We start from the raw sequence: 20,513 nt of genomic DNA, 5'->3' as shown, positions 1-20,513 counted from the left end.
AATGCGCCCGGTCCCATGCCTTGGGGGGTGCAGGGGGCCGGGCGGGGCTTCGGGAGCGATAACCAGTCGGCACCCGAGGCCAGGCCCGACGCTAGCCGCCCCAACGCAGTCCTCCATGCGCGCGAGCCTCGCGGTGTCGTGTGGTTGACGACCCGTTCGACGCCAACAGCGGTTGCACCGTGCGCCGGCGGGCCCGGCTCACACGTGAGCGTGCGTCAACTCGCCTTGCGGTAGGCCGCAGCAGGCCCAGCAACCCGGTGGCCGAACCGGGCGTTCAGCTTGTCGATCACCGGCTCCAGCCGCAACCGCGCCTCCCGCGCATGGTCGAGGGAGAGCTGAGTACCTGGGCCTTCCTCAGCCGGGCGGAGGTCTTCGGCGGTGAGCGTGAGGCAGCGGATCCGGGCCCGCTGGAAGGCCATGGCGTCCAGGAGCCGCAGGGTGCCGGTGCGCAGGTCCTCGGTGTGGGCGGAGGGCTGCGGGAGGCGTTTGGTCCGCTCCGCGGTGCCGCCGCCGGCAAGACGGACGGCGAGGGTGAGACCGCGGGCGGTCTGTCCCCGTGCGCGGATCCGGTCTCCGAGGATGACGGCCAGGTCCAGGAGCGCGGCGCGGACGAGGACCGGGTCGTAGACGTCGCGGTCGAAGCCGAAGGACTCCGAGGCGGACTCGGGCATCTTCCGGACCGCGACCGCGCGGGGGTCGATGCCGCGGGCCCGAGCGCGCAGGGTGCGTCCGGCTTTGCCGCCGAGGATGCGGCACACCACGGTCTCGTCCATGGCGGCCAGTGCGCCGATGGTGTGCAGCCCGTACCGCTGGAGCTGGCCGGCCTGGGCGGGGCCGATACCGTGCAGCGCCTGAATCGGGAGGGGGCTGAGGAAGTGTTCGACCGCGCGGTGGTCGGGCAGGTGCAGCACCCCGGACCGGCCGACGCGGGCGGAGGCGGTGGCGGCGGTCGCCCAGGTGTCAGCGACGCCGATGTGGGTGTCGACACCGGCCTGCACCAACGCCCGCACCCGGAAGCGCGCCGCGAGCTCGCCGGCGTCCACACCGAACAGGCGCAGCGATCCCCTGACCTGCGCGAGCGCGGCGAGCGGCGGGAGCGGCTGGACCTGCGGGGTGAAGTCTGTGAGCAGGTCCAGGACGTGGCGGTAGTCCTTGGGTGAGGTGTCCGGCCGGCACCGGACGTGCCAGATGACGCTCGCACCGGTCATGCCGCGCGGCCCTCCCTCGCGCGCTGCGCACGAACCAAATCCCGAAGCTCTGCGCGCCCTGCGGCGGGGCGCGGGTGTGCCCAGTAGGGGTTGTAGTGCAGCTGCGTCGACAGGTGCAGCAGTCGGCGGCGAAGCAGGGTCGTACGGGTGGTGGCGGGGTGGGCGAGCTCCTCGTAGGTCGCGGTCCAGGATCGCTGGGCGGCGACGAGGTCGTCGGGGAACGGGTGGAACCTCATACACTGATTAGAGCACCTGTTCGATTTAGGGTGCCAGTCGTGCCGCGCGGGTCGGGCAGAACGCGAGTTCTACTCTCAGCCGCTATCGGCACCTGTCCGCCCGACCCCGAGGATGCGCGCCATGACCACCCCTGCCCGGCCCGTGAACCTCCCGCCGCAGATGTGTCCTCCCCCGCTCCTCGGGAAATGTGCGCGCTGCCACGCCCCCTGCCACAGATTCGGGTTCGGCGGGAACCCGCTGTGCCAGGCCCATCAGCGAGAGGTGGCCGAACTCCAGGCGAAGAAGCGCACGGGGGCCTGATGTCCGAGCTGCCACCCGACCTCCCGCGGCTCAGGACTCTCGGGCACTGGCTCGTGCTGTCCCTGGACCGCGTCCGGGAGCGGATAGCGGAGGTCGAGACACGCGAGGCGGCGCTGCGTCCGGTGCGGCCGCGGCCGGAGGGCCCCGGCTGGGTCCTGTCATTCCTGCTCGAGGGCGGACGGCCAATCGCAGACAGCATCCACATCGGCGACTGCCGCCTCGCCGCACGCCACCGCAGACCGCTCAGCCGCGACGAGGCCCGCCGGGCACTGACCAACGGCGGGATACGGGCATGCGACATCTGCCGGCCCGACTCCGCACTCGGCATCCTCGACTGACAGCGCTGCTGTGCCGGATGCCGGGGTTCGCAGTCGCCCAACGGCCGCCGGCGGCAGATGGTGGATTCAGGGGTACGTTGGACGTAGCCGTTGGCGATACCCCGCGCCGCCGCGTCCCCCGTGGAGGGGGCGCTTTGGGTACGGACCTCCTCGACGCGCGGCGCCTCTGGCCGCGCACTTTCACCCCTTTTTGAATCGGGGTGGCGGAGGGCTCCGACCGACAGGACGGCCATCATGGAACGCCACCTCACGCCAGCGACCCCTGCGCCGGAAACAGGCCCGGAGCCGGTGATGTCGGAGCTGAGCTTCCACCGGCTTGCCGGGCCCCCGGGCACGTGCGTCCTGGCCGTGGCGGGCGAGGCCGACAGCGACACCGCACCGGCTCTCGCCATCGCCCTGGACGCAGCGCTCTGCGGATCACCGGCTCCGGAGACTCTCATAGTCGACTGCTCCGCCCTGCGGTTCTGTGAATGCGCCGGCCTCAACGAGCTGCTCCGGGCCCGCCACACAGCAGCCGGGGCCGACGTCGGCTTCGCGCTCGCCGGCCTCAGCCCACAGGTCGCCCGTCTCCTCGACCTCACCGGCACCTGTGCCGTGTTCGAGGTCCTGGCCAAGGCACCCTCGGCCATGGGGAAATCCCGGGCTCAGGCACGGCCCACAGCGGTTCCACGGCCCTCCACCGCACCGGCCCCTACGGGTATGGCCGTACAGGTGGCGGAGCTGGCCGCGGAGGCCGAGCGGCAGACCGCCACCGGCCGATGGGACCTCTCCACTGCCAGCACGGCCCTGGCCCGCGCAACCGCCACTCAGCTCGCCGGATTCGTCGGCCCCCTCGACATACAGGAGGCGCTGCCGGGCATCGAACGCCTGGAGCGCCTGCGTGAAGCCCTCGCCGTTGTGGCGATCGGCACCGCCCGCACCCACGGCCAGCTCGCCTGGTTCCTCGCCCGCGCCAACATCGCCCTCACTCCCGTCCTGCGGTGGCGCGCTCTGACCGCCGACCGGGAACATGCCTTCGGCACCGTGGTGCCCACGCCGCAGGAGTTCACCGACGCGGAGAACGCCGTCCGCCACCTGCAATCCGTCCTGGCCCGCTCCACCACCCACGGATTCGCGGCCCTCCAGCCGGTCAGACGGAGCCTGTAGCCGCATCCGTGCCGGTCCGGCCCGCGGGCAGCCGTCGAGCCAGGTCCGCGGCGAGCTGGCCGGCAGCCTGCCCCCTGGGTGTGAGGTCGAGCGTCTCCAGCAGCCGCATGTACCCGACCGCGTCCCGAGCCTCCGCCGCCGTCAGCAGGGGCAGGCGAGCATCATCCGCGTAGTCGCCGGTCACGGCCTGTTCGTCAGTCTCCACGCAGGAACCAACCCGCGCTGAGGCCTCCAGGACACGATCCGGCGGTCAGGCGCTCTTCCGGCGGGTCGTCTTCTTCGCCGCGGTCTTCTTGGCAGCGGTCTTCTTCGCTGCCGTCTTCTTCTTCGGCTTCGCCGGCATCTCGTGCACGGTCGCCGGCTCGCCGCTCTCGCCGCGGCCCTCTTTCGCCTTCGCCACGGATGCCTCCAGCGCGGCCATGAGGTCGACCACCGGGGCCGTCGCCGCATCCCCGCCCTCGAGCACGGCAGGCTCGCGGTGCTCGGCCTTCGCCTCGATGACCTCGTGGAGCGCCTCGGTGTAGTGGTCGGTGACGTCCAGGTCCGTGAGAGAGGCAACGGTCATCGTCTCCATCAGCGTCAGCGCACCCTCGATCTCCTTCTCGCTGACGTCGGTCTCCGGCGGGGCGAGTTCGGCCGGGGAGCGGATCTCGTCGTCCCAGTGCAATCCCTGGATGCTCAAGGCCTCGCCCACCGGTCGCAGCAGTCCGAGGCGCTCTCGGCCGCGCAGGGCGTACTTCACCACCGCGACCTTGTCGGTGCGGCTGAGTGCCTCGCGCAGGAGCGTGTAGGGCTTCGCCGCGACGGCGCCCTTAGCCCTGGCGTAGTAGTCGCCCGCGCCGAAGGCGACCGGGTCGACGCTGTCGGCGTCGATGAACGCGACGACCTCAACGGCTCGCGCGGTGGGCAGCGGCATCCCGGACAGATCGTCCTCGGTGATCGGGATGAGCTGGTCCTTGGTGACCTCGTACGCCTTACCGATCTCGTCCTCGGTCAGCACCTGGCCGTCGATCTCGCACCGCTTCTGATACCGGACCCGGCCGCCGTCCTCCAGATGGACCTGCCGGAAGTGCACGTCATGCGACTCGGTCGCCGGCTCCAGCGTGATCGGCACCGTGACCAGACCGAAGGAAATAGCGCCGTTCCACAGGGCTCGGGGCATCGAGTCGCACTCCTCGAAGACGCCCCCCTGGGGTCCGCCCCCAGGCTAAGCAGACCCGACCCGTGATCGCATGCCCCGGTGAGCAGAACGGGGCCAAGCCGCTTCACCGTCCCGAGTCTGGCTTAGGGCTCGGGCGTATGCGAGTGAGCCCGGCTTCCGGAGAGCCGGAGCTCTCCGGAAGCCGGGCTCCGGGGCCGGGCGATATCTCGGTCCCGACTACGGCGAAGTCGGGCCCTGTCCCTGGCTCGGGGGAAACAGCCAGGCGGCCATCGCGATCCCGATGGTGGTGACACTGATGAACGCACCCCCGCCGCTGACGACCGAGGTCAAGCTGCTGGAGCTGAGGTACGCGGTGACGATCCCCACACTCAATCCCGCGATCATGCCCACGAGAAGGATGATCACGATGGCGATGATCCGGTTTCTCACTGCTTGTCCTCGCCCGTGGTCGAGGACAGCCCAGTGGTACCACTGGTACGAGGGGCTGTGAGCCGGGTAGTGGTACCTGCGGTACCGTCGATGTGTCGCATGGTTAGCGCACTAGCCTTTCGTGTGCTCAAGAACTCGGAGGATGGCGCCCATCGCGACGAATCGGGGAGTCCCCGCGTTGCACCCAGGCCGGCAAGCATCGGTGCATCGCGGGGCTCCCCATCGTCGTGTCTGGGCCCTGCTCGCTCAACGATACGCAGAGGGCGCGGACCTGCCCCAATCGGCAGGCGTCCGCGCCTAAGGGCTCCTTTCCGCCTCATGTGTCACCAAGGCCTCTGACCTGTACCGATGCTGACGGCACGACACACGGAGTGCTGGTGACACGCAGGGGCGGCGGGAACGCGGTTCCGGCCCTGATCTGGGAGGTCGAGCGGCACCGCCGGTAATCCACCCGACAGCCCCACCGTGAACGTGAAGATCCACAAATCACCTCAGCCGAGGGGCAAAAGCCTTGCAACTATGCATAGGTGACACCTCATCGGCGGTGCTCCACTGAAGCCAGCGAGTCCCTGCCCTTTGTGCCGGCAGTCCGGGGGAAGGTCGAGGAAGAAGGACTCGCCGCCGAACTCCACGACCTCGGAGCAGGGCATCTCCCCGAGGACGCGCGAGCGCTTCCGGCCGTAGTCAGACACGCCGATGTTCCTCAGGCCCCGTAAACGCGCGGGCCGCAGGGGGCCGCACCCGGGTCGACGAGCGCGGACGCGCTCGTCCGCTTTGACTAGGGGCCGCAGGGGAGCCAGGTCTGGGACAGGCGGACAGTCCCAGGAGCACCCCTACCGACTGCAGCGAGAAGTCCGTCGGGAGCCAGCCCACTCGCCTGGTCGAAAGCCACCTGGCTGCCGGAGAACCTTGCGTCGCCGAAGGAGACCCTGCCGCCGGAGAACGTCGCACCGCTGAAGAACACATCGCCGCCGGAGAACGTCGAGTGGGTGAAAGACACCTCGCCTCCGGAGAACCTTGCGCTGCCGAAGGACACCTCTCCGCTGGAGAACGTCGTGGGGTTGAAGGACACCTCACCGCCAGAGAACGTCGCGCTGCCGAAGGACACCCAGCTGCCGGAGAACGTCCCACCGCCGAAGGACACATCGGCGCCGCAGAACACCGCGCTGCCGAAGAGCACCTCGCTGCCGGAGAACCTCGCGCCGAAGGACATCTCGCCGCCTAAGAACGTCACGTCGTCGAAGGAGACCCTGCCGCTGGAGAACGTCGCACCGTCGAAGGAGACCCTGCGCCCGGAGAACGCCGCGGTGTCGAAGGACACCCAACTGCCGGAGAACACCGCGCCGTCGAAGAACACGTTGCCGCCGCAGAACACCGCGCCGTCGAAGAGCACATCGCCGCCGGAGAACGTCGCGTGGGCGAAAGACACCCTGCTGCCGGAGAACGTCGCGTCGCTGAAGGAGACCCTGCCGCCGGAGAACGTCGCACCGTCGAAGGAGATGTCGCAGTCGATGGTGACGTCGGTGAGGTCAAGGTCGCAGCCCTGCCATGAGCGGTAAGTGCCCCGGGGGAGGCTGTAGTGGTCGCAGATGAGACGCAGGATTGTGTGCCGGACCTTACGGAAGGCCAGGTAGCGGTGGTGTTCCTCTTGATGGGCCGGGTCGTGGTCGCCTGGGTCGGGGGTAAAGGGAAGTTGGAGGTAGGCGCACAGGACATCGATGCAGGTCTGGCGCAGGCTGTCGTCGGGGGCATCGTCGGCGAGGCCGGCCAGGGAGTGCACTCCTCCGAGCCGGACGGCCGGCGAATCCGAGCCGAGTTTGTCGACGGCTTGAGAGAATCGCTCTGTGTGGAGCCGGGTGGCTTCGCGGTGGGCCCCGGCCTCGTCGACACGCTGCCGACGGTAGGCGACAACCAGGGCAACGAGCGCACCGGCCCCTGCGACTACTCCGAAGGAGAGTTTGACCAGGTCGAAGAGCGTTTTCGCGTCGAGCTTCGCGGTGTTGTCGATCTCCTGGACGTTCAGCAGAACGACAAGGCTGAAAAAGACGCCGCCCGACATCAGGACTGCGGTGACGAAGATGACCGTTAAGGCACGGCCGACCTTCCACAGTCGTAGCTCCTGTTCGTTTGGGGCTGGTCGCAGTCGACGAGTGGGTGTCATGAGGATGGAGACAAGGCTCGGGGGCATGCGGTTGCGGTACTCGTGACCAGGTACGGCCCTAGGGCCTGTCTCCTTGAAGGGCTATGGGCGCCATTCCTGCTGGTAGGCGGGGTGCTCGGCGTATGACTGGCCAAGGACTCGCAGCGCGTATGCCAACCCGGCCGAGCGGGAGTCCGAGGGGTCCATGGCTTTGTAGTCGTGCGCCAGTTGCTCGATCAGGTCGAGCATGGGGAGATGGCTGTCGAGAAGAGCCTCGCCGCCCAGGGTGCCGGCCACGTAGGCATAGGCGTGGTTGTCGTCCATGACGCGTGCGACGAGGAACTCCACAAGATCGTCCATGCGGCCATCTTCGCGGGCGAGGTGCTTCGGCGGTCAGGCGGCGGTCCAGATGAGGATCGCGGCGAGGGGGAGTGCGGCCTGGTAGACGATGGCGAGCTTGTCCGTTCGCATGGCCAGGCCGCGCCACTGCTTGAGTCGGTTGATGCACCGCTCGACGGCGTTGCGCTGCTTGTAGGCCTCGGCGTCGAAGGCTGGTGGGCGGCCTCCGCCGCTTCCTCGCCGCAGCCGGTGGCCGACCTGGTCGGACGGCTGGGGGATGACAGCGCGGATTCCGCGTCGGCGGAGGTGATTGCGGATCGCGCGGGATGAATACGCGCGGTCCGCCAGGACGGCATCGGGTCGGGTCCTCGGTCGTCCGAGTCCGCTTCGCGGAACACGAATGCCTGCCATGACGGTCTCGAAGGCCGGGGCGTCGCCCGCCTGGCCTGCGGTGATACGGAGGGCCAGGGGCCGTGCACGGGTGTCGCTGGCGAGATGGACCTTCGTGCTCAGGCCGCCGCGGGAGCGTCCGAGGGCATGGTCGTCGGGTTCGGCCCGGCCCGGCGCCCCTTTTTCCTGGCACCGGCAGCGTGCTGATGAGCCCGGCAGACGGTGGAGTCCACCGACACGGTCCAGCCGATGTCGGCATCAGCGTCGGCCGCTGCCAGAACTGCGGCGAGGATGCGTTCCCAGGTTCCATCCACGGCCCACCTGATCAGCCGTTTGTGAGCAGTCTGGAACGAGCCGAGCTCGTCCGGCAGGTCCCGCCAGGGAGAGCCGGTGCGGTACTTCCACGCGATGGCTTCCAACGTCCGGCGGTGATCGGCCCATCGCCGACCGCGGACCGGATCGGCCGGCATCAGCGGCTCGATCCGGTCCCACATCGCATCAGTGATCACTAATCGGACGGACACATCCGATCAACTGACCAACTGACCAAAGAGACACGCTCTAGGGCCGCGGTAGCCGTCGGCGGCGGAGCGCAGTGCTTCCATCTGATCGCGGGAGAGCAGCTTCTGTTCCTTGGTGGCGGGGGTGCCGACGAGCTGGGAGCGGCGCGGGAGGCGCCAGGACGAGGCACCTAGGGCATCTTCGCAGTGCCTGCAGAAAGAGCGGACGGCGCTCGCGGCGCGGGCCCGGGCGGCCTCGCTCATGACAGTGCCGTCCTGGCTGGTCAGCTTCTCTGCCCAGGTCCTGAGGTCGTCGGCAGTGACGTTGCCAGACCTGGGGGCCGATGAACGCGAACCAAGCTTGGTCGTGCGAGGGCTGCCCAGCCGGGTAGACGGGCCAGTCGGCGAGCGTGGTTGTGTACCGGTAGACGGTGTCGTCGTCCCAGGCGCGGCTAGCGACAGGCTCCCGTCGGTGCGAACGTAGCTGCCGGCGAGCCAGGCGTCGAGGACCTCATGAGGGTGAGGGGCAGTGCTCACCCGGCCGAGGGTAGACCTTCGACACCGATGCTCGCCCCCGGCTCTACAGCTCTTGATCGAATGGCTTCGTCGGTGTGACTCGGTGCTTCTCTCCTTGCACCATCAGGCGAGCTGGCAGTGCCAGTTCGAACCAGACGACCTTGCCGCCCGAGAGCCGCGTCGCACCCCACCGCCGGGCCAGCCGGTTCACCAGGAACAGGCCGCGCCCGCCCTCGTCGGTGTCCCGCGCCCGCCGCTGCCGGGGCAGCTGCGGGGAGTCGTCGCCGACCTCGCAGCGCAGCACGTCCGTCCGGAGCAGCCGCAGGGTCACCGGCCGCTCCGCGTACCGCACGGCGTTCGTCACGACCTCGCTGATCAGCAGCTCGACCGAGTCAGTCAGCTCCTCCAGGTCCCAGCGGGTCAGGGCCCGCCGGGCCAGCCGACGGGCCCGCCCCGGGGATTTGTCCTCAGGCTCCAGGAACCAGTACGCCACGTCGCTCGGCTCGAGCCCCTCGAAACGGGCCGCTAGCAGCGCGATGTCGTCGTCCCGGTCACCCGGCCCCAGCATGTCCAGGACGTCGTCACAGAGCGCCTCCAAGGGCGGCCAGCGCTTAAGGCCAGCCATATGTGCAATCGCGGCAAGCCTGTCCCGCAGCTGCTCGATTCCGATCCACACGTCCTTCAGCCGTGACTCGACCAGACCGTCGGTGTAGAGCAACAGGGTGGCACCGGCGGGGGCGTCCAGCTCCATCGCCTCGAACTCGACCCCGCCCACCCCGATCGGGGCGCCGGGCGGCACGCGCAGCACCTCGGCGCGCCCATCCCGGTGGAGCAGTATCGGCGGTGGGTGGCCCGCGTTGGCGACCGTGATCCGGTGCGAGACCGGGTCGTACACCGCGTACATGCAGGTCGCCATCCGGTCTGGGCCGAGGCGCTGCGCCTGCTCGTCCAGGTGGTGCAGCACCTCGTGCGGCGGCAGGTCGAGTCCGGCCAGCGTCTGCGCGGTGGTGCGCAGCTGGCCCATGATCGCCGCCGAGGTCATGGAGTGGCCCATGACATCGCCGATGACCAGCGCAACCCGGCTGCCGGGCAGCGGGATCGCGTCGTACCAGTCGCCGCCCACCCGTGCCGTCTCCGCCGCCGGGAGATAGCGCGAGGCCAGTTTCACGCCGGTCAGCTGCGGCAGCGAGTGCGGCAGCATCGTGCGCTGGAGTTCGTCCGCGATGTACGCCTCACGGCCGAACAGCATGGCCTTGTCGATACCGAGGGCGGCTTGGGTGGCCAGTTGGCCACCAACCAGCACATCCGCCGGGGTGAAGGCATTCCGTTCGGGGTGACGCAGAAAGACAACGGCCCCGATGATCCGACGGCGTCCTCGGCAGGGGGCGAGAACGACCCGCGACCCGTCCAGCGGCGGATGATCTGGGCCGAGAAGTTCGATGAGCGAGGAAGGGGCTGAGCCGCCGAGAACTGGCCGCACCCCGCGCAGCACCTCGGCCAGCGCACCCTCGGATCGCACCTCGCAGAGTTCGGCCGCAGGGGTCGGATCCGGATTAGGTACGAAGACGTGATCCTCGCCCGGCGCCTCCGAAATCTTCATCCGGTCAGTGCGGCGCAGTCGCAGCACGAACGGCAAAGCCGGCCGCTCGTCGCCCACCGGGAGCGGCTCGCGCAGGTAGACCAGGATCTCGTCCGCGAAGGTCGGCACGGTGGCCCGGCACAGGCCGAGCACGATCTCGTCCAAGTCGACGCCACGCGCGATGCGCCGGGCCGCGGCACCAACAAAGCGCACGATGTCTGCACTCGGGTCCGCAGGCAGAGCCAGCGGCGGGGAGTCGTCCTTGCTGACGGGAGGGTTGTCCGGGGTTGTTCGGAACAACCCGGCGGCATCCTCCGAGTCGCTCGCAGGATGCCGGTCGCTGGTGGCTTCCCCGACCACGATCCGCGGCTCGTTCCGTCCCTCCACTCCCATCCAGCCGACATCCTCGGCCGCGCCCTGGACGGCGTCGTGCTCGCGGTCGAGCAGGTCGCGGACCTTGCTGAGAGTGGCATCGACACGGTCAAGGGCGATGTCGTCCTCGGTCGTCCTGGCACCCGGCAGGATCAGAGAGCCTTCCGCTGCGGCAGCTGGGCGCAGGTCGTTCAGCTCCGCCTCCAAGCGGCTGATCTGACGCGCAGCGAGATCAGCCACCTGTTGAGCCCGGTCGCGTTCGGCCTCGGCCCGGGCAAGCTGCACGCGGAGCTCTTCCGTCTGATTCTGGGCTCGAATGAGTCGGGACGCTGTCTGTGTCTCTTCCACCGCCTGGGGGCTCGTCGAGCCGCGGATGGCGTCAAGCTGACGGGTTAGCTGTGCCACTTGAGCCTGGGCGTTTCCCAACAGGGCGACCAGCAACGTCGCCGCCTGGAGCGTCTGCAGTCGAGCCTGCTCGCTGACCTCGTACGCCTGGCGCACAACGTTGAGCTCTTCCAGGGCCTCGATCGTTCGCTGCTGGGCCCGGACGAGGTCGTGCGCGGGATCAGACAGGGGCTGTGGGGGTGCCTGGCAGCCGGCGGTCCATAAGGCCCTGATGAGGGTGAGTCGTCCAGCAGTGTCGTCTCCGCCCTTCGGGAAACAGATGTCAGCGACTGCCTCGGCCAGCTCCAACGTCAGACCGTCGCCGTTGAGCTGGGCCCGCAGGCGCCGCAGGGCGGGGATCGGGCCGGTGAAGTGATCGTCGGTCAGGAGACCGTGAAGGCGGTTGACCGAGATGCTCGACGTATCCAGCCAGTCTCGCAGGATCTGCACCAGGTCGTTGATCTTCTGGTTTGGTCCGCGTGCTGGTGTCCATGGACGTCCCGGCCGCTTTGCCGTCCCCACCCTTGCTCCTCCTGCGGTGAGTTAGTTCGTGAACAACCCCGCGTTGTCACCGCAACAACATCCAACCGCTTTGTTCCTGCAGGTGAGAGGTGGATTGTGAAATCAGCGCGACGTGAAGGGCGTCGCGCGCCGAAAGATCTGGAGGAGCTCGTGAGCACGAATCGCACCGCCCTGCTGGTGATGGTGATCGGCCTGGCGGTGATCGTCTCGATCCTCGCTGCCGGAGCGGCCTTCGCTGTCACCCGATGGGGTGGCGAGCCGATGAACCGGTGCGTGGCAGCGTTCGGTAAGGCGTTCGGGACGACGCTGATGGTCCTCGCCGCAGTCCTTACGGTAGTGATCACCGCCCTCAAGTAGGCCACACGGCTGCACGTCCAGCCGATCGGCGTGGACTTAGCTGCCAGCAAGCTATGCGGTGAGGACCTCGCCGGGCTCGTGGCTGTGCTTTCACGGCCGAGCGCAGACGCCCGGCGAAGCTGACTTGTGTGCGGTGCGGCTCTGCTGCCGCACCGCACACAACCCGTTCAGCTGGACGTCAGGTAGCTGAGGATGACCATCCCCAGTCCCGCCGTACCCAGGAAGGCCGCGCCGCTGGTCGGCAGGGCGACGAGCTTCGGTGCGCCGCAGCGCGACACCACACGCTCCGCGATGAGTGCGACGATGACGGCGATGAGGACGACGACGATGACGGCCAGGAGCTTGTTGATCTGCACCGGGTTCCCTCCCCGCAGGGTGGTCAGACCGATGCCACGGTGGCAGCCCAGCCTGACCACCCTGCCGTTGATGACAGGTGGTCGATCTGGGCGCTGCTGGCGTTCACGCTCAGTACGGCTTGGCTGCTGTGTCATCGCCCGAATACGAACCTGTACCGGTGCCTCAGACTTCAGGAGACCGGTCCCCTCCAAACACCAGCGGGAACCACAAGCCTCAACGTCGCGGCGTGTCTTGGATGTTCCCGTTGCCGCCTGGAGGCGGATTGATCTAGGTCACCGCATGGCGGCGGTCGGGTCCGACCGGCTGCATGTGACGGGAGCGCATCTGGAGCCGGTCCGGGAAGGCGCTGACCGTCCGGACGGCGGCTGACGCCTTCCTCGACTCGCTAAGGTCACTGCCTGAGCAGGACGTGAAGAATGGTCATCACGGCGATCCCCACGAGGAGTGCGCCGCCGACGGTGGGGTGCAGGAACGCCGTATAGGAGGCGACTCCTCCGGCGAGGAGCACGAAGGCTACGCGCAGGTCCAGCCCGTTGTTGCTGTTGTTCATCGGGCGTCCGCCTTCGGAGTGGAGGGCTGCTTGGCCAGCCGTTTTACCTTCCGGCGGACGTGCTGACCCATGACGGCCGGTTCTGGATGCCCGGCGGCCATGGCGGCCTCGTTCCAGTTGGCGACTCCGCGGAGGCTGCGGCACATGAACACCTCCCGCTCGTCGGTGGTCAGGGCTTCCATGATGGAGATCAGACGCTGGTCCTCGAAGCCCTCGAAGGTGAGGTCGTCGGCCGGCTGCTCGGACAGTACGTCGTACAGCGTCATCCCCTCGCCGAGCGGGGTGTCGAGCAGTCGCACCTTCTGCCTGTTGGTCTCGTGGGCCCAGATCGGCTTGCGCTGATTGTTGAGGACCTTGGCCTCGGCCATGATCAATTTTAGGGCGTCGGGGGTGAGCCGGCCGTCGTCGTAGAGCGGGTCGGCCCAGTTGCCGAGCAGCGCGTCGGAGATCGGTTTGTTCCACCAGCTCAACCGCTTCAACGTGTCGGTGGTGTAGGCGCGGACCGCGGCCTTGTCCCCGGCGATGGCGGCTTCGCGGGCGTTCAGCGCTCGGACCACGTCGGGCACCGGGATGCCTACGGCCTGGAAGCCGGACTCGATCGTCTGGTTCGCTGGGTGGTCGGGCCTGAGCACCGCCATGCCCTCGGTGGTGGTGATCATCGTCCTGGGTGTGTCACGGCCGAACGGTTCGGGCAGATCGAACCTGCCGTCGAGATCGAGGGCGACGCTTCCGTCCCCGTGAAGGGTCACCAGCTCGCCTCCGCTCCATTCGGCCGGGAACAAGGCCATGACCGTCCCCACCGTGTCCGAATCACAGTTGAACTCGGTGACCCTCTCTGCCAGGTGCATGTCGACGGAGCCGTCGTCCTCGACCATGTAGTAGCTGGGGGTCTGGTCGTCGGTGGTCAAGGGGTACCTCCTGGAGCCGCTGGAAAAGTCTTCTCCTCCTAAGGGCCCAGGCGAGCCCGATCCGACAACGCCGCCGCAGATTCCTGTGTGGGCTGCGTCACTTGACCTGCTCCACGGCATACGGGAAGCGCCCGTCCCTCGTGGCCGAGGGCGGGCGCTTTCCCGTGTGTGTTCAGTGGTCAGCTGACGGTCTGGCGGACCCATTCGCGGCTGGACGTCCTGCGGGACGCCAGTCACCGCGGTGACCGTGCGCCCGGTCGGGGCGCCGCGTGACCTACCGGCTCTCGTTCCCGGCCGATGTCTTCGACATCTACAAGCAGCTCCCCGACTGTGCGCGGCAGGACCTCGCGGTCTGTCTCGTCGACGCGCAGGAGGACCCGATCGGGCACTCCGAGCCGTATGGCGAGGACGACGGCATCATCCGTACCGTGGCGCGCGGTCACGTCACTGCTGTGATCATGGTCGGCGGGGCCACCAGCACGCTCACGGTCCTGGCCGTCGCCTACGCGGGGGAGTGACGCGCCGCCGCGCATGGCGGCCGGCGGCGGGTCAGCGGCCGTACGTGTTGCGGCAGAGGTCGGCCGCTCCCATCGGGGCCTTGATCCGGGCCGCCTCGCGGCAGAGCTGACGCATATCGGGCTGGCCTCCTGCGGGCTGCTGCCGGCGAGTGGCGTTCCGCTTCTTCTCCTTGGGGGCCTGGGGCTTCGGAGACGCCCTTCTGGCGGCCAATCACGAGCCAAGGGTACGCATCCGATGATCGGCCGGACAGCTCCTAGAAGTCGGGCGTGAGGTTCGCGTTCAGGGCCGTCACCCACGCCGCTGGGTCGGGGCGAGGGTCGGGCCCCCGGAAGACCGCCGCGTCGGCCGTCTCCATCCCCAGGAGCTGCGTGGCGCTCTCATCCGGGTGCGCGGCCGCCCGACCAGGGGAACGCGGTTCCGGCTGCAGGGGGTTGGGGCGGCCCGACGGTACTGCCCCCGGGGTGTTCCCCTAGGCGCCGGGCCTCGCCCGTGCACGCCATATCGGCACGGGCTGCGGCCGACCTTACGTGATCGGGATCCGCTGAGCTCCTGGATGCCGGAGGTTGGCAGTTCCGCTCCGGTTACGCGCGGACCCCAACCTGCTGCACACCACGTGTGACATGGGAAAGACGGTCTGCCGCTCGGCATACCCAGCCCCCTGGCACATCTCACAGGCGGGGAGCCCTCCGCGGTGACCACGTGTGGAGAGGACATGAGTGTGGGGCGGCAGCCCGGTGGCTGCCGCCCCACACCCGCACCGCCTCTGCGGCTTCCTCAGAGGCGGTTCGAGAGGCCCCCGTAGTAGTCGCCGACCTGCCGGTGGTAGTCCTCGTTGCCGAGGTGCTTGTCCTTCTCGAACTCCGGGGCGGCCTTGATCTGGTCCTTGGTCCAGCCGACGTAGACCTTCTCTTCCTGCGCGTCGACCCGGTCGATCGTGCCCGCCGGCAGAAGAACCTCCTTGCCGAAGATCCACGGGCCGGTGTCGACCACGATGTACGAGGAGCCGACCTCGTCGGAGTGCTTGTCGACCTTGCCGATGGAACCGTCGGCCGCCTCGACCTTGTAACCCGTCAGGTCGGTTCCGACCGTACGACCGGACGTCTCGCGGTAGCCCCACACATTCTCAGTCATTCGGATTTCCCTCCGTGAACGGAAACCCGATCGGGAATGAAATTCTCGACCGGTCTTCTTCAGATAGATCACGCATGCGACGGAACTCTCGTTCCGGCCTGGACTCCGACTGCCCCGTGTTCGCGCCGATACACCTCCACCATTTTCCTTCGAGCCGGGACGGCCGCCGTTCTGTGGAGGTGAGCAGGTTCCCTGCTGCGTGACGGCCACCGCCCCGGCCCTCATGCGGCTACCCGCAGCATCGGATTTCACCGGAGAGCAGGAAAATAACCTTTCCCGGCATGACGGTGGCCGTCCACACCCATTCGATCGGGGGTGGACGGCCACCGTCATGCCAACCGTGAACTACGCCAGGAGCGGCCGTGCTACCAGCGGTACCAGCGGCCGCTGCTGTTCTTGGGCCGGGCAATGAAGCCGATCAGCCAGATCACCAGGACGGCGATCGCGACCCACCAGAGAATCTTCACCGCGAAACCGGCACCGAACAGGATCAGAGCGAGCAAAAGAACAAGAAGCAGGGGAACCATAGTTATCAACCTCCGAAACACCGGATGCCCAACCACCCCTCACCCATGCATATGATTTCCAGCTGTTTCCTAGCGGCGCAGGTGGGCATAATGCGCGCGCCCGGCTCCTCACTCCCCCGCCTCGGGACGGCTGACCAGTTTGGGGAATCGGGAGAGATCTGACGCCGACCGCCGGCGAGCCGCGCGGGTTTAAGCCCCGGGATCCTGAGCAGGCGGTGGTCACGACCAATCCGGTACTACACGAGGAGGTCCCCAATGTCGGGCACCGAGAAGGCCAAGGCACAGGCCGAGCAGGCCAAGGGCAAGGCCAAGGAGATGACGGGCCGGGCACTCGGCAACGAGCGGATGACCGCCGAAGGACACGCCGACCAGGCCAAGGGCAACGCCCGCCAGGCCAAGGAAGACGTCAAGGACACCCTCCGCCACCGCTGAACCGCGCACCTCACCCCTGGGCCCCGACCGATCCCCCCGGTCGGGGCCCAGTCACGTCCCCGGCCCGGGGGCCTGCGTCTCTTCGCGAGACACAACTTCCTTGGCTGCCCCGGGACGGCGGTGCAGTGGATGTACGCCTGCGCCTACCAGCCGCCCCGGACAGCGAAGGAGAAGCCCAGGCACAAGGGCGAGCGCTCGCCCCCGTACAGATCCGCCCCGCCGCAGGCGCCCCGGTGATCCGAGCCACCGTCGATGCCCTGTCACCCGTGCCCGAGGCTCGAGCGCTCCGGCCTCGACGGATTCGGCGACGGCTCAGTCGACCTCGACGTACGGCGAGGCATTCGGGCTCCACACCATCGGCGCGCTTGCCGAGATGGACGAGACCATCGTCTGCCGCGTCCTGGGCAGCAAGGCCGAACGCGCCCTGCTGGACCGCGCCCGAGGAGTCGACCCCAGCACCGCCAAAAATCGCCGCGCGCCCGATCCACCAGCGCCTTCCACGCCTTCGACCGCGACGTCTACGCCCCCGTCCTCGTGCGCGCAGCACTGCTGGACCTGGTCACCACTCTCGAACAGCAGATCCGCGGGCGCGCGTGCAGCAGTGATGTACGAAGCCGGCGACGTCCGCGTCGAGAACCGGCCCGACCCCAAGATCGCCCAGCCCGCCGACGCCGTGGTCCGCGTCGTCGCCTCCGTGTGCGGCGGCGACCTGAGGCCTGATCCTGCGTCGGCCCGACGAGGAAGGTCTGAGCGCCGGGCGATCTGCCGGCTCGTCAACGAGCGTTCCGCCCGGTAAGGAATGCCGCTCTCACAAGGTCCCACGGTTCCCGGGGCGTAGCACAGGTACTCCCCACAGGGGATGCCGATGTGCGTTATACCACCGAGGATGGCTCATTTCTCGGGTATGAGGAAACTCGGAGGGAAAAAGCCGATACAGCCCGTCGTCGATCTTGACAATGCTCGAATTCGGCCGATTTGCGCCGTGCAATCTCCGCGAAATGGTCGAAATGGAGTTCGCTTCATGGATTGGCGCTGGCACGCTGCGTGAGGCTAGGGTCGACGGCGTGAGTCGCGAAGGGTGGCACCCCTGTAACTCGGGACTCACGCCGTCCAAAACACCTCAAGAACAGGAGGGCTGATCATGCCCTTTCTTCCTGACCTCGGCGGGACCAAACCCGCACGTGGGGGCCGGTTCCGCTTTGGTGACAGTAGCAGGCGTGACGAAAATACCCAACGTCACGAACGGCTGGTTCACACTGGGTTTATCGCGATCCCGGCGACGCCGATCATCGTAATCGCGGTTCCGAACTGGAACCCCTGGGACCCGTGGGAGTCGTGGATCGTGTCGGCGGTGATCACCGGCCTGATGGTCATCGGCCGTCTGGCTTGGAACTTCGCCACCCGGCGCCACCTCGCCGCCTGATCCGTAGGCCGGGGGCGCCTTACCGCGCCCCCGGCTCATTACCGGCCGGTGCACCCAATGACGAAAAGGTTGAATTACACCGGCTAACCGTGACGGAATATCCCTCGTTCAGAGGACATTCAGCTGCGGCTCTGGCCGCAGGAGAGGACCTCCCCGGTGTCCAGCCCCGTCCCCGAGCGCTACTGCAGCTACTGCCACAGCCCTCTACCGCCCCGCGCCCCTGGCCGCGGCCGTCCGTCGGCCTACTGCGGGCGCCCCTGCCGGCAGGCCGCGTACCGCGACCGGCACAAGGAGCGTCAGGTCGATCTGACGCCGAATCCCAGACTCGACGAGAAGCCGCCCAAGCCACCTCTTGAGCTCCTCCACGGGCACCTGCTCGGCCTCGCCGAAGACCTCAACGCGGACGTCCGCCACCTCACGCGGCTGCTTCACCCCGGACCGCTCGCCTCGGCCGTCGAGTACGTCGAGACAGCCGTCCAGATCCAGCGCCGGATCGAGGCCCTCGTTGCCGGCCTCGTCCTTCTCGCCCGGACCCGCCGCATTCCCTGGGACGTTCTCGCGCACGTGATGAACGCGAGCCCGGAGACACTCCGCAAGTCGTTCCATGTAGACAAGGTCGAGCGCCTGCTCGTCACCGAGTCCGGGAAAGCTGAAGTGATCGGAGAGGCCGTCCGGGCAGCTGGCGACATCACAGCTTCCGAAAGCGCTCCACCCCCAGCCGTGCGAGCCCCTCGTCGTGTGTCGAACCAGCTGGCCCCCGTGCTCTCCCAGCTCCACCGGAGCAGCGGCCTGCCGCTGCGCGCGCTCAGCAAGCGGGTGCGGGTCTCGGCCAGCTACCTCAGCCGCATCCTCGCTGGTGAGAAGATCCCGACCCTGGACCTCACCGAGAAGATCGGCCAGGCCCTGGGCGCCGACTGCGAGGTGCTCCGGAAGGTCTGGGCGGACGAGCAGGACCGCATGCACGACATCTCCCCGAACGAAGCGTCCGGAGGCGGGGTCGTTCCCAACTCGCTGGTGACCGCGGTCCGCTATCTCCACCGCCGGGCCAACCGCCCCGCCCCCCGTGTCCTCGCGGTGGCCACGGGCAACGCGCTCACCGAGGCAGAGGTCAGGGACTTCCTTCGCGGGGTACGACTGCCGGACTGGCAGGCCATGCAAATGATCATCCTGGCGCTCGACGGCGAGCCGTCGTTCTTCCATCCGCTCTGGGAGCGAGCTGCCCATGACGCGGAAGCCGCAGGTCCCACCCAGGCCAACACTCCCCAAGCCCGTGTGGGCCGACTGATGTCGGCCTTCGGCGGAGTGCTGGGAGAAAGCGACCGGTACACGACCAGCCGCCGCTCCCGCGAACTTCGACACCGGCTCGCCATGGCACGCCAGATCTAAGGCCTCACGGACCGATCAGAGTCGCGAGCCGTCGAACACGATGCCGCAGCAAGCGGTTGCGAGTTCGAAATCCCATGACAGCCGGCCCCATCAAGCGGCTGAGTCGAGAAAGCACTCCCTTGGTCACCCGGCTCCCCGACGAAAGACTGGAGCGACACCCCCGGAGTAGCGGACGATTCCGTGAAACCGTGATGGCACCGCGCGGAGGCCGCCAGGATGGCCTCATGCGCGAAGAGGGTGCGGGACCGGACGGCTGGCCGGTGGTGGTGAGGGTTCCCGTGGAGCCGGTAGAGGCCGCGATAGAGGCCGATGCCCGTGACGCGGCGGTACGCAACAGCGCCCTGGCCGTACGCGGCCCGCTGTTCGGGGTGGCCACCCAGAGCAGAACTGACGGGCGGCAGTGGCGGGTGGTCGTCGAGGTCACCCACGGCTGTCCACAGCAGGCCCGCGACGCGCTGAACTCGCTGCTCTGGTTCCGGGCGAAGGACGAGGCGAAGAGTCCGGAGGAACGGCGCGCGCTGCTGACGGCGGTCGCACGGTTGGAGACGGAGTGCGTCGACGAGCTTACGGTGCTCGGCACCCGCTACCGCGTGGTGCGGGCCGAGGAGTACACGGCCATCGACGCACACGGCGACATCGAAACACCACGGCCCACCGACCCCGAACCCCACACCCCCGACTGGAGCCCCGGCGCCGGCGCCCACAGCCCGCGGGCCGACGCTGGCCTCGTCCTGGACCCGGACGCACCCCTCACTCCAGTCGACGCGGCGGAACGTCTGTCGCTGCGTTCCCTGGTCTACTCCGGCACCAGGTTCCCCGAGCACGTGCTGCACGACTCCGTCCGGGCCTTGGAGAGCCACCCCGACGTCGTGCTCATGCCGGCGGCGTTCCTGATCGTCGAACGGTCCGGCGACGAACCCTGGACACCGGGCAGCAGCCTGCATGCCACCGCCCACGATGCACGCCGAACCCTCGCCTTCTCCCTGACCTGGATGCAACCGCGCACACGTGGCCTGATCCCCTACGACGCCGAGACAGACGTCGACGCACACAGTGTCGTCGTCGAGAACACCCACCAAGCCGTTGCGGAGCTGGCAGTGTTCGCCGACGCCGCGGACCGTCTTCGAGCCGGCCGGCTCAACGAGATCGAGGTCCACGGCACCGTCTCCCGGATCGGCCGCGCCCGGCGTCTGCTGCGCTGGGGCCTCGACGGACCGGAAGGCCCACGCCCGTCCGACATCAACACCCACGCCCCCGGCGCCCTCCACCCGCCCCTCGACGAGCACGGCACCGTCCACTTCGATGAGCCGGTAGAGGACGAAGCCTCCTCATGACTTTGAGCGGGGCGCACCGCACGCGAA

General features: G+C 68.4%; 23 protein-coding genes and 1 pseudogene. 9 read left to right on the top strand and 15 right to left on the bottom strand.

Annotated features, from left to right (window positions below; all coding sequences use genetic code 11):
- Nucleotides 1–215: 215 nt before the first annotated feature.
- Complete coding sequence (locus tag AMK27_RS38835; RefSeq protein ID WP_073918968.1) at nt 216–1,208, bottom strand: DNA polymerase Y family protein; 993 nt, start codon at nt 1,206–1,208, stop codon at nt 216–218.
- Nucleotides 1,205–1,444 (bottom strand): hypothetical protein, encoded by a 240-nt coding sequence (locus AMK27_RS38830; RefSeq protein WP_073918967.1) that lies wholly within the window; start codon nt 1,442–1,444, stop codon nt 1,205–1,207. Before AMK27_RS38830 ends, AMK27_RS38835 begins: the two co-directional genes overlap by 4 nt.
- A gap of 300 nt (nt 1,445–1,744) precedes the next feature.
- On the opposite strand from AMK27_RS38830, the gene AMK27_RS38825 reads away from it, so the two are divergent.
- The gene (locus AMK27_RS38825; protein ID WP_073918965.1) at nt 1,745–2,083 is read left to right on the top strand and encodes a DUF6233 domain-containing protein; all 339 of its coding nucleotides are present in this window, start codon (nt 1,745–1,747) and stop codon (nt 2,081–2,083) included.
- A gap of 291 nt (nt 2,084–2,374) precedes the next feature.
- A complete protein-coding gene (locus AMK27_RS43920; RefSeq protein WP_241847764.1) occupies nt 2,375–3,229 on the top strand; it encodes an STAS domain-containing protein in 855 nt (284 codons plus the stop codon).
- Here the strand turns inward: AMK27_RS43920 and AMK27_RS38810 are convergent.
- From AMK27_RS38810 to AMK27_RS38765, 7 genes are all read right to left on the bottom strand, one after another.
- Nucleotides 3,213–3,434 (bottom strand): hypothetical protein, encoded by a 222-nt coding sequence (locus AMK27_RS38810; RefSeq protein WP_073918963.1) that lies wholly within the window; start codon nt 3,432–3,434, stop codon nt 3,213–3,215. The genes AMK27_RS43920 and AMK27_RS38810 overlap by 17 nt on opposite strands.
- Before the next feature lie 45 nt (nt 3,435–3,479).
- A complete protein-coding gene (ku, locus tag AMK27_RS38805; protein ID WP_073918961.1) occupies nt 3,480–4,391 on the bottom strand; it encodes a non-homologous end joining protein Ku in 912 nt (303 codons plus the stop codon).
- A gap of 216 nt (nt 4,392–4,607) precedes the next feature.
- Nucleotides 4,608–4,820 (bottom strand): hypothetical protein, encoded by a 213-nt coding sequence (locus tag AMK27_RS38800; protein ID WP_073918959.1) that lies wholly within the window; start codon nt 4,818–4,820, stop codon nt 4,608–4,610.
- A 778-nt stretch (nt 4,821–5,598) separates the two neighbouring features.
- The gene (locus tag AMK27_RS38790) at nt 5,599–7,008 is read right to left on the bottom strand and encodes a pentapeptide repeat-containing protein (RefSeq protein WP_241847763.1); all 1,410 of its coding nucleotides are present in this window, start codon (nt 7,006–7,008) and stop codon (nt 5,599–5,601) included.
- Nucleotides 7,009–7,062: 54 nt separating this feature from the next.
- Nucleotides 7,063–7,320: a DUF6221 family protein gene (locus tag AMK27_RS38785; protein ID WP_073918955.1), complete on the bottom strand. Its 258-nt coding sequence runs from the start codon at nt 7,318–7,320 to the stop codon at nt 7,063–7,065.
- A 33-nt stretch (nt 7,321–7,353) separates the two neighbouring features.
- A protein-coding gene (locus AMK27_RS38780) for an IS5 family transposase (RefSeq protein WP_445194895.1) occupies nt 7,354–8,183 on the bottom strand; the annotation gives its coding sequence in 2 pieces (ribosomal slippage) (nt 7,354–7,871 and nt 7,871–8,183; 831 coding nt in all).
- Between the two features lie 586 nt (nt 8,184–8,769).
- Nucleotides 8,770–10,731: a SpoIIE family protein phosphatase gene (locus AMK27_RS38765; protein ID WP_445194897.1), complete on the bottom strand. Its 1,962-nt coding sequence runs from the start codon at nt 10,729–10,731 to the stop codon at nt 8,770–8,772.
- Between the two features lie 981 nt (nt 10,732–11,712).
- Between AMK27_RS38765 and AMK27_RS38760 the strand changes: the two genes are divergently transcribed.
- On the top strand, nt 11,713–11,919 hold the full coding sequence (locus tag AMK27_RS38760; RefSeq protein WP_073918950.1) for a hypothetical protein: 207 nt from the start codon (nt 11,713–11,715) through the stop codon (nt 11,917–11,919).
- Nucleotides 11,920–12,086: 167 nt separating this feature from the next.
- On the opposite strand, the gene AMK27_RS38755 is transcribed toward AMK27_RS38760, so the two are convergent.
- The 3 genes from AMK27_RS38755 to AMK27_RS38750 all read right to left on the bottom strand — a co-directional run bounded on the left by AMK27_RS38755 (nt 12,087) and on the right by AMK27_RS38750 (nt 13,734).
- Complete coding sequence (locus tag AMK27_RS38755) at nt 12,087–12,275, bottom strand: hypothetical protein (RefSeq protein ID WP_073918949.1); 189 nt, start codon at nt 12,273–12,275, stop codon at nt 12,087–12,089.
- Between the two features lie 392 nt (nt 12,276–12,667).
- Nucleotides 12,668–12,826 (bottom strand): hypothetical protein, encoded by a 159-nt coding sequence (locus AMK27_RS43170; RefSeq protein WP_198956018.1) that lies wholly within the window; start codon nt 12,824–12,826, stop codon nt 12,668–12,670.
- The gene (locus AMK27_RS38750) at nt 12,823–13,734 is read right to left on the bottom strand and encodes a hypothetical protein (RefSeq protein WP_073918948.1); all 912 of its coding nucleotides are present in this window, start codon (nt 13,732–13,734) and stop codon (nt 12,823–12,825) included. Before AMK27_RS38750 ends, AMK27_RS43170 begins: the two co-directional genes overlap by 4 nt.
- 269 nt (nt 13,735–14,003) lie before the next feature.
- Between AMK27_RS38750 and AMK27_RS38745 the strand changes: the two genes are divergently transcribed.
- Complete coding sequence (locus AMK27_RS38745) at nt 14,004–14,252, top strand: hypothetical protein (RefSeq protein WP_073918947.1); 249 nt, start codon at nt 14,004–14,006, stop codon at nt 14,250–14,252.
- Nucleotides 14,253–14,283: 31 nt separating this feature from the next.
- Here AMK27_RS38745 and AMK27_RS42520 read toward each other — a convergent pair whose 3' ends face one another.
- The 3 genes from AMK27_RS42520 to AMK27_RS38735 all read right to left on the bottom strand — a co-directional run bounded on the left by AMK27_RS42520 (nt 14,284) and on the right by AMK27_RS38735 (nt 15,911).
- Nucleotides 14,284–14,463 carry a hypothetical protein gene (locus tag AMK27_RS42520; RefSeq protein WP_143204932.1) on the bottom strand — a complete coding sequence of 60 codons (180 nt, stop codon included), beginning with the start codon at nt 14,461–14,463 and terminating at the stop codon, nt 14,284–14,286.
- Nucleotides 14,464–15,027: 564 nt separating this feature from the next.
- On the bottom strand, nt 15,028–15,384 hold the full coding sequence (locus tag AMK27_RS38740; RefSeq protein WP_073918946.1) for a PRC domain containing protein: 357 nt from the start codon (nt 15,382–15,384) through the stop codon (nt 15,028–15,030).
- 365 nt (nt 15,385–15,749) lie between these two features.
- Entirely contained in the window at nt 15,750–15,911 is a 162-nt protein-coding gene (locus AMK27_RS38735; RefSeq protein ID WP_073919027.1) for a hydrophobic protein, read from the bottom strand.
- A gap of 255 nt (nt 15,912–16,166) precedes the next feature.
- Between AMK27_RS38735 and AMK27_RS38730 the strand changes: the two genes are divergently transcribed.
- The 5 genes and pseudogenes from AMK27_RS38730 (at nt 16,167) to AMK27_RS38710 (ending at nt 20,486) form a co-directional block, all read left to right on the top strand.
- Complete coding sequence (locus AMK27_RS38730; RefSeq protein ID WP_073918945.1) at nt 16,167–16,343, top strand: CsbD family protein; 177 nt, start codon at nt 16,167–16,169, stop codon at nt 16,341–16,343.
- A gap of 604 nt (nt 16,344–16,947) precedes the next feature.
- Nucleotides 16,948–17,061, top strand: a pseudogene (locus tag AMK27_RS42160) (IMP dehydrogenase); the annotation flags it as partial.
- A 423-nt stretch (nt 17,062–17,484) separates the two neighbouring features.
- Entirely contained in the window at nt 17,485–17,766 is a 282-nt protein-coding gene (locus AMK27_RS42515) for a hypothetical protein (RefSeq protein ID WP_143204931.1), read from the top strand.
- Nucleotides 17,767–17,922: 156 nt separating this feature from the next.
- Complete coding sequence (locus AMK27_RS41465; protein ID WP_079188783.1) at nt 17,923–19,152, top strand: helix-turn-helix domain-containing protein; 1,230 nt, start codon at nt 17,923–17,925, stop codon at nt 19,150–19,152.
- Between the two features lie 224 nt (nt 19,153–19,376).
- The gene (locus AMK27_RS38710; protein ID WP_073918941.1) at nt 19,377–20,486 is read left to right on the top strand and encodes a DUF5954 family protein; all 1,110 of its coding nucleotides are present in this window, start codon (nt 19,377–19,379) and stop codon (nt 20,484–20,486) included.
- The last annotated feature ends 27 nt before the right edge of the window (nt 20,487–20,513 follow it).

It is taken from the genome of Streptomyces sp. CB02009 (genome assembly GCF_001905825.1).
GTDB lineage: Bacteria > Actinomycetota > Actinomycetes > Streptomycetales > Streptomycetaceae > Streptomyces.
This window is presented reverse-complemented; position numbering and strand designations above follow the sequence as displayed.

Excerpts from the sequence above, each read along its gene's own strand:
- AMK27_RS38835 (WP_073918968.1), bottom strand. The coding sequence starts at position 1,208 with ATGACCGGTGCGAGCGTCATCTGGCACGTCCGGTGCCGGCCGGACACC.
- AMK27_RS38830 (WP_073918967.1), bottom strand. The coding sequence starts at position 1,444 with ATGAGGTTCCACCCGTTCCCCGACGACCTCGTCGCCGCCCAGCGATCC.
- AMK27_RS38825 (WP_073918965.1), top strand. The coding sequence starts at position 1,745 with ATGTCCGAGCTGCCACCCGACCTCCCGCGGCTCAGGACTCTCGGGCAC.
- AMK27_RS43920 (WP_241847764.1), top strand. The coding sequence starts at position 2,375 with ATGTCGGAGCTGAGCTTCCACCGGCTTGCCGGGCCCCCGGGCACGTGC.
- ku (WP_073918961.1), bottom strand. The coding sequence starts at position 4,391 with ATGCCCCGAGCCCTGTGGAACGGCGCTATTTCCTTCGGTCTGGTCACG.
- AMK27_RS38790 (WP_241847763.1), bottom strand. The coding sequence starts at position 7,008 with ATGCCCCCGAGCCTTGTCTCCATCCTCATGACACCCACTCGTCGACTG.
- AMK27_RS38785 (WP_073918955.1), bottom strand. The coding sequence starts at position 7,320 with ATGGACGATCTTGTGGAGTTCCTCGTCGCACGCGTCATGGACGACAAC.
- AMK27_RS43170 (WP_198956018.1), bottom strand. The coding sequence starts at position 12,826 with ATGAACAACAGCAACAACGGGCTGGACCTGCGCGTAGCCTTCGTGCTC.
- AMK27_RS38740 (WP_073918946.1), bottom strand. The coding sequence starts at position 15,384 with ATGACTGAGAATGTGTGGGGCTACCGCGAGACGTCCGGTCGTACGGTC.
- AMK27_RS38735 (WP_073919027.1), bottom strand. The coding sequence starts at position 15,911 with ATGGTTCCCCTGCTTCTTGTTCTTTTGCTCGCTCTGATCCTGTTCGGT.
- AMK27_RS38730 (WP_073918945.1), top strand. The coding sequence starts at position 16,167 with ATGTCGGGCACCGAGAAGGCCAAGGCACAGGCCGAGCAGGCCAAGGGC.
- AMK27_RS42515 (WP_143204931.1), top strand. The coding sequence starts at position 17,485 with ATGCCCTTTCTTCCTGACCTCGGCGGGACCAAACCCGCACGTGGGGGC.
- AMK27_RS38710 (WP_073918941.1), top strand. The coding sequence starts at position 19,377 with ATGCGCGAAGAGGGTGCGGGACCGGACGGCTGGCCGGTGGTGGTGAGG.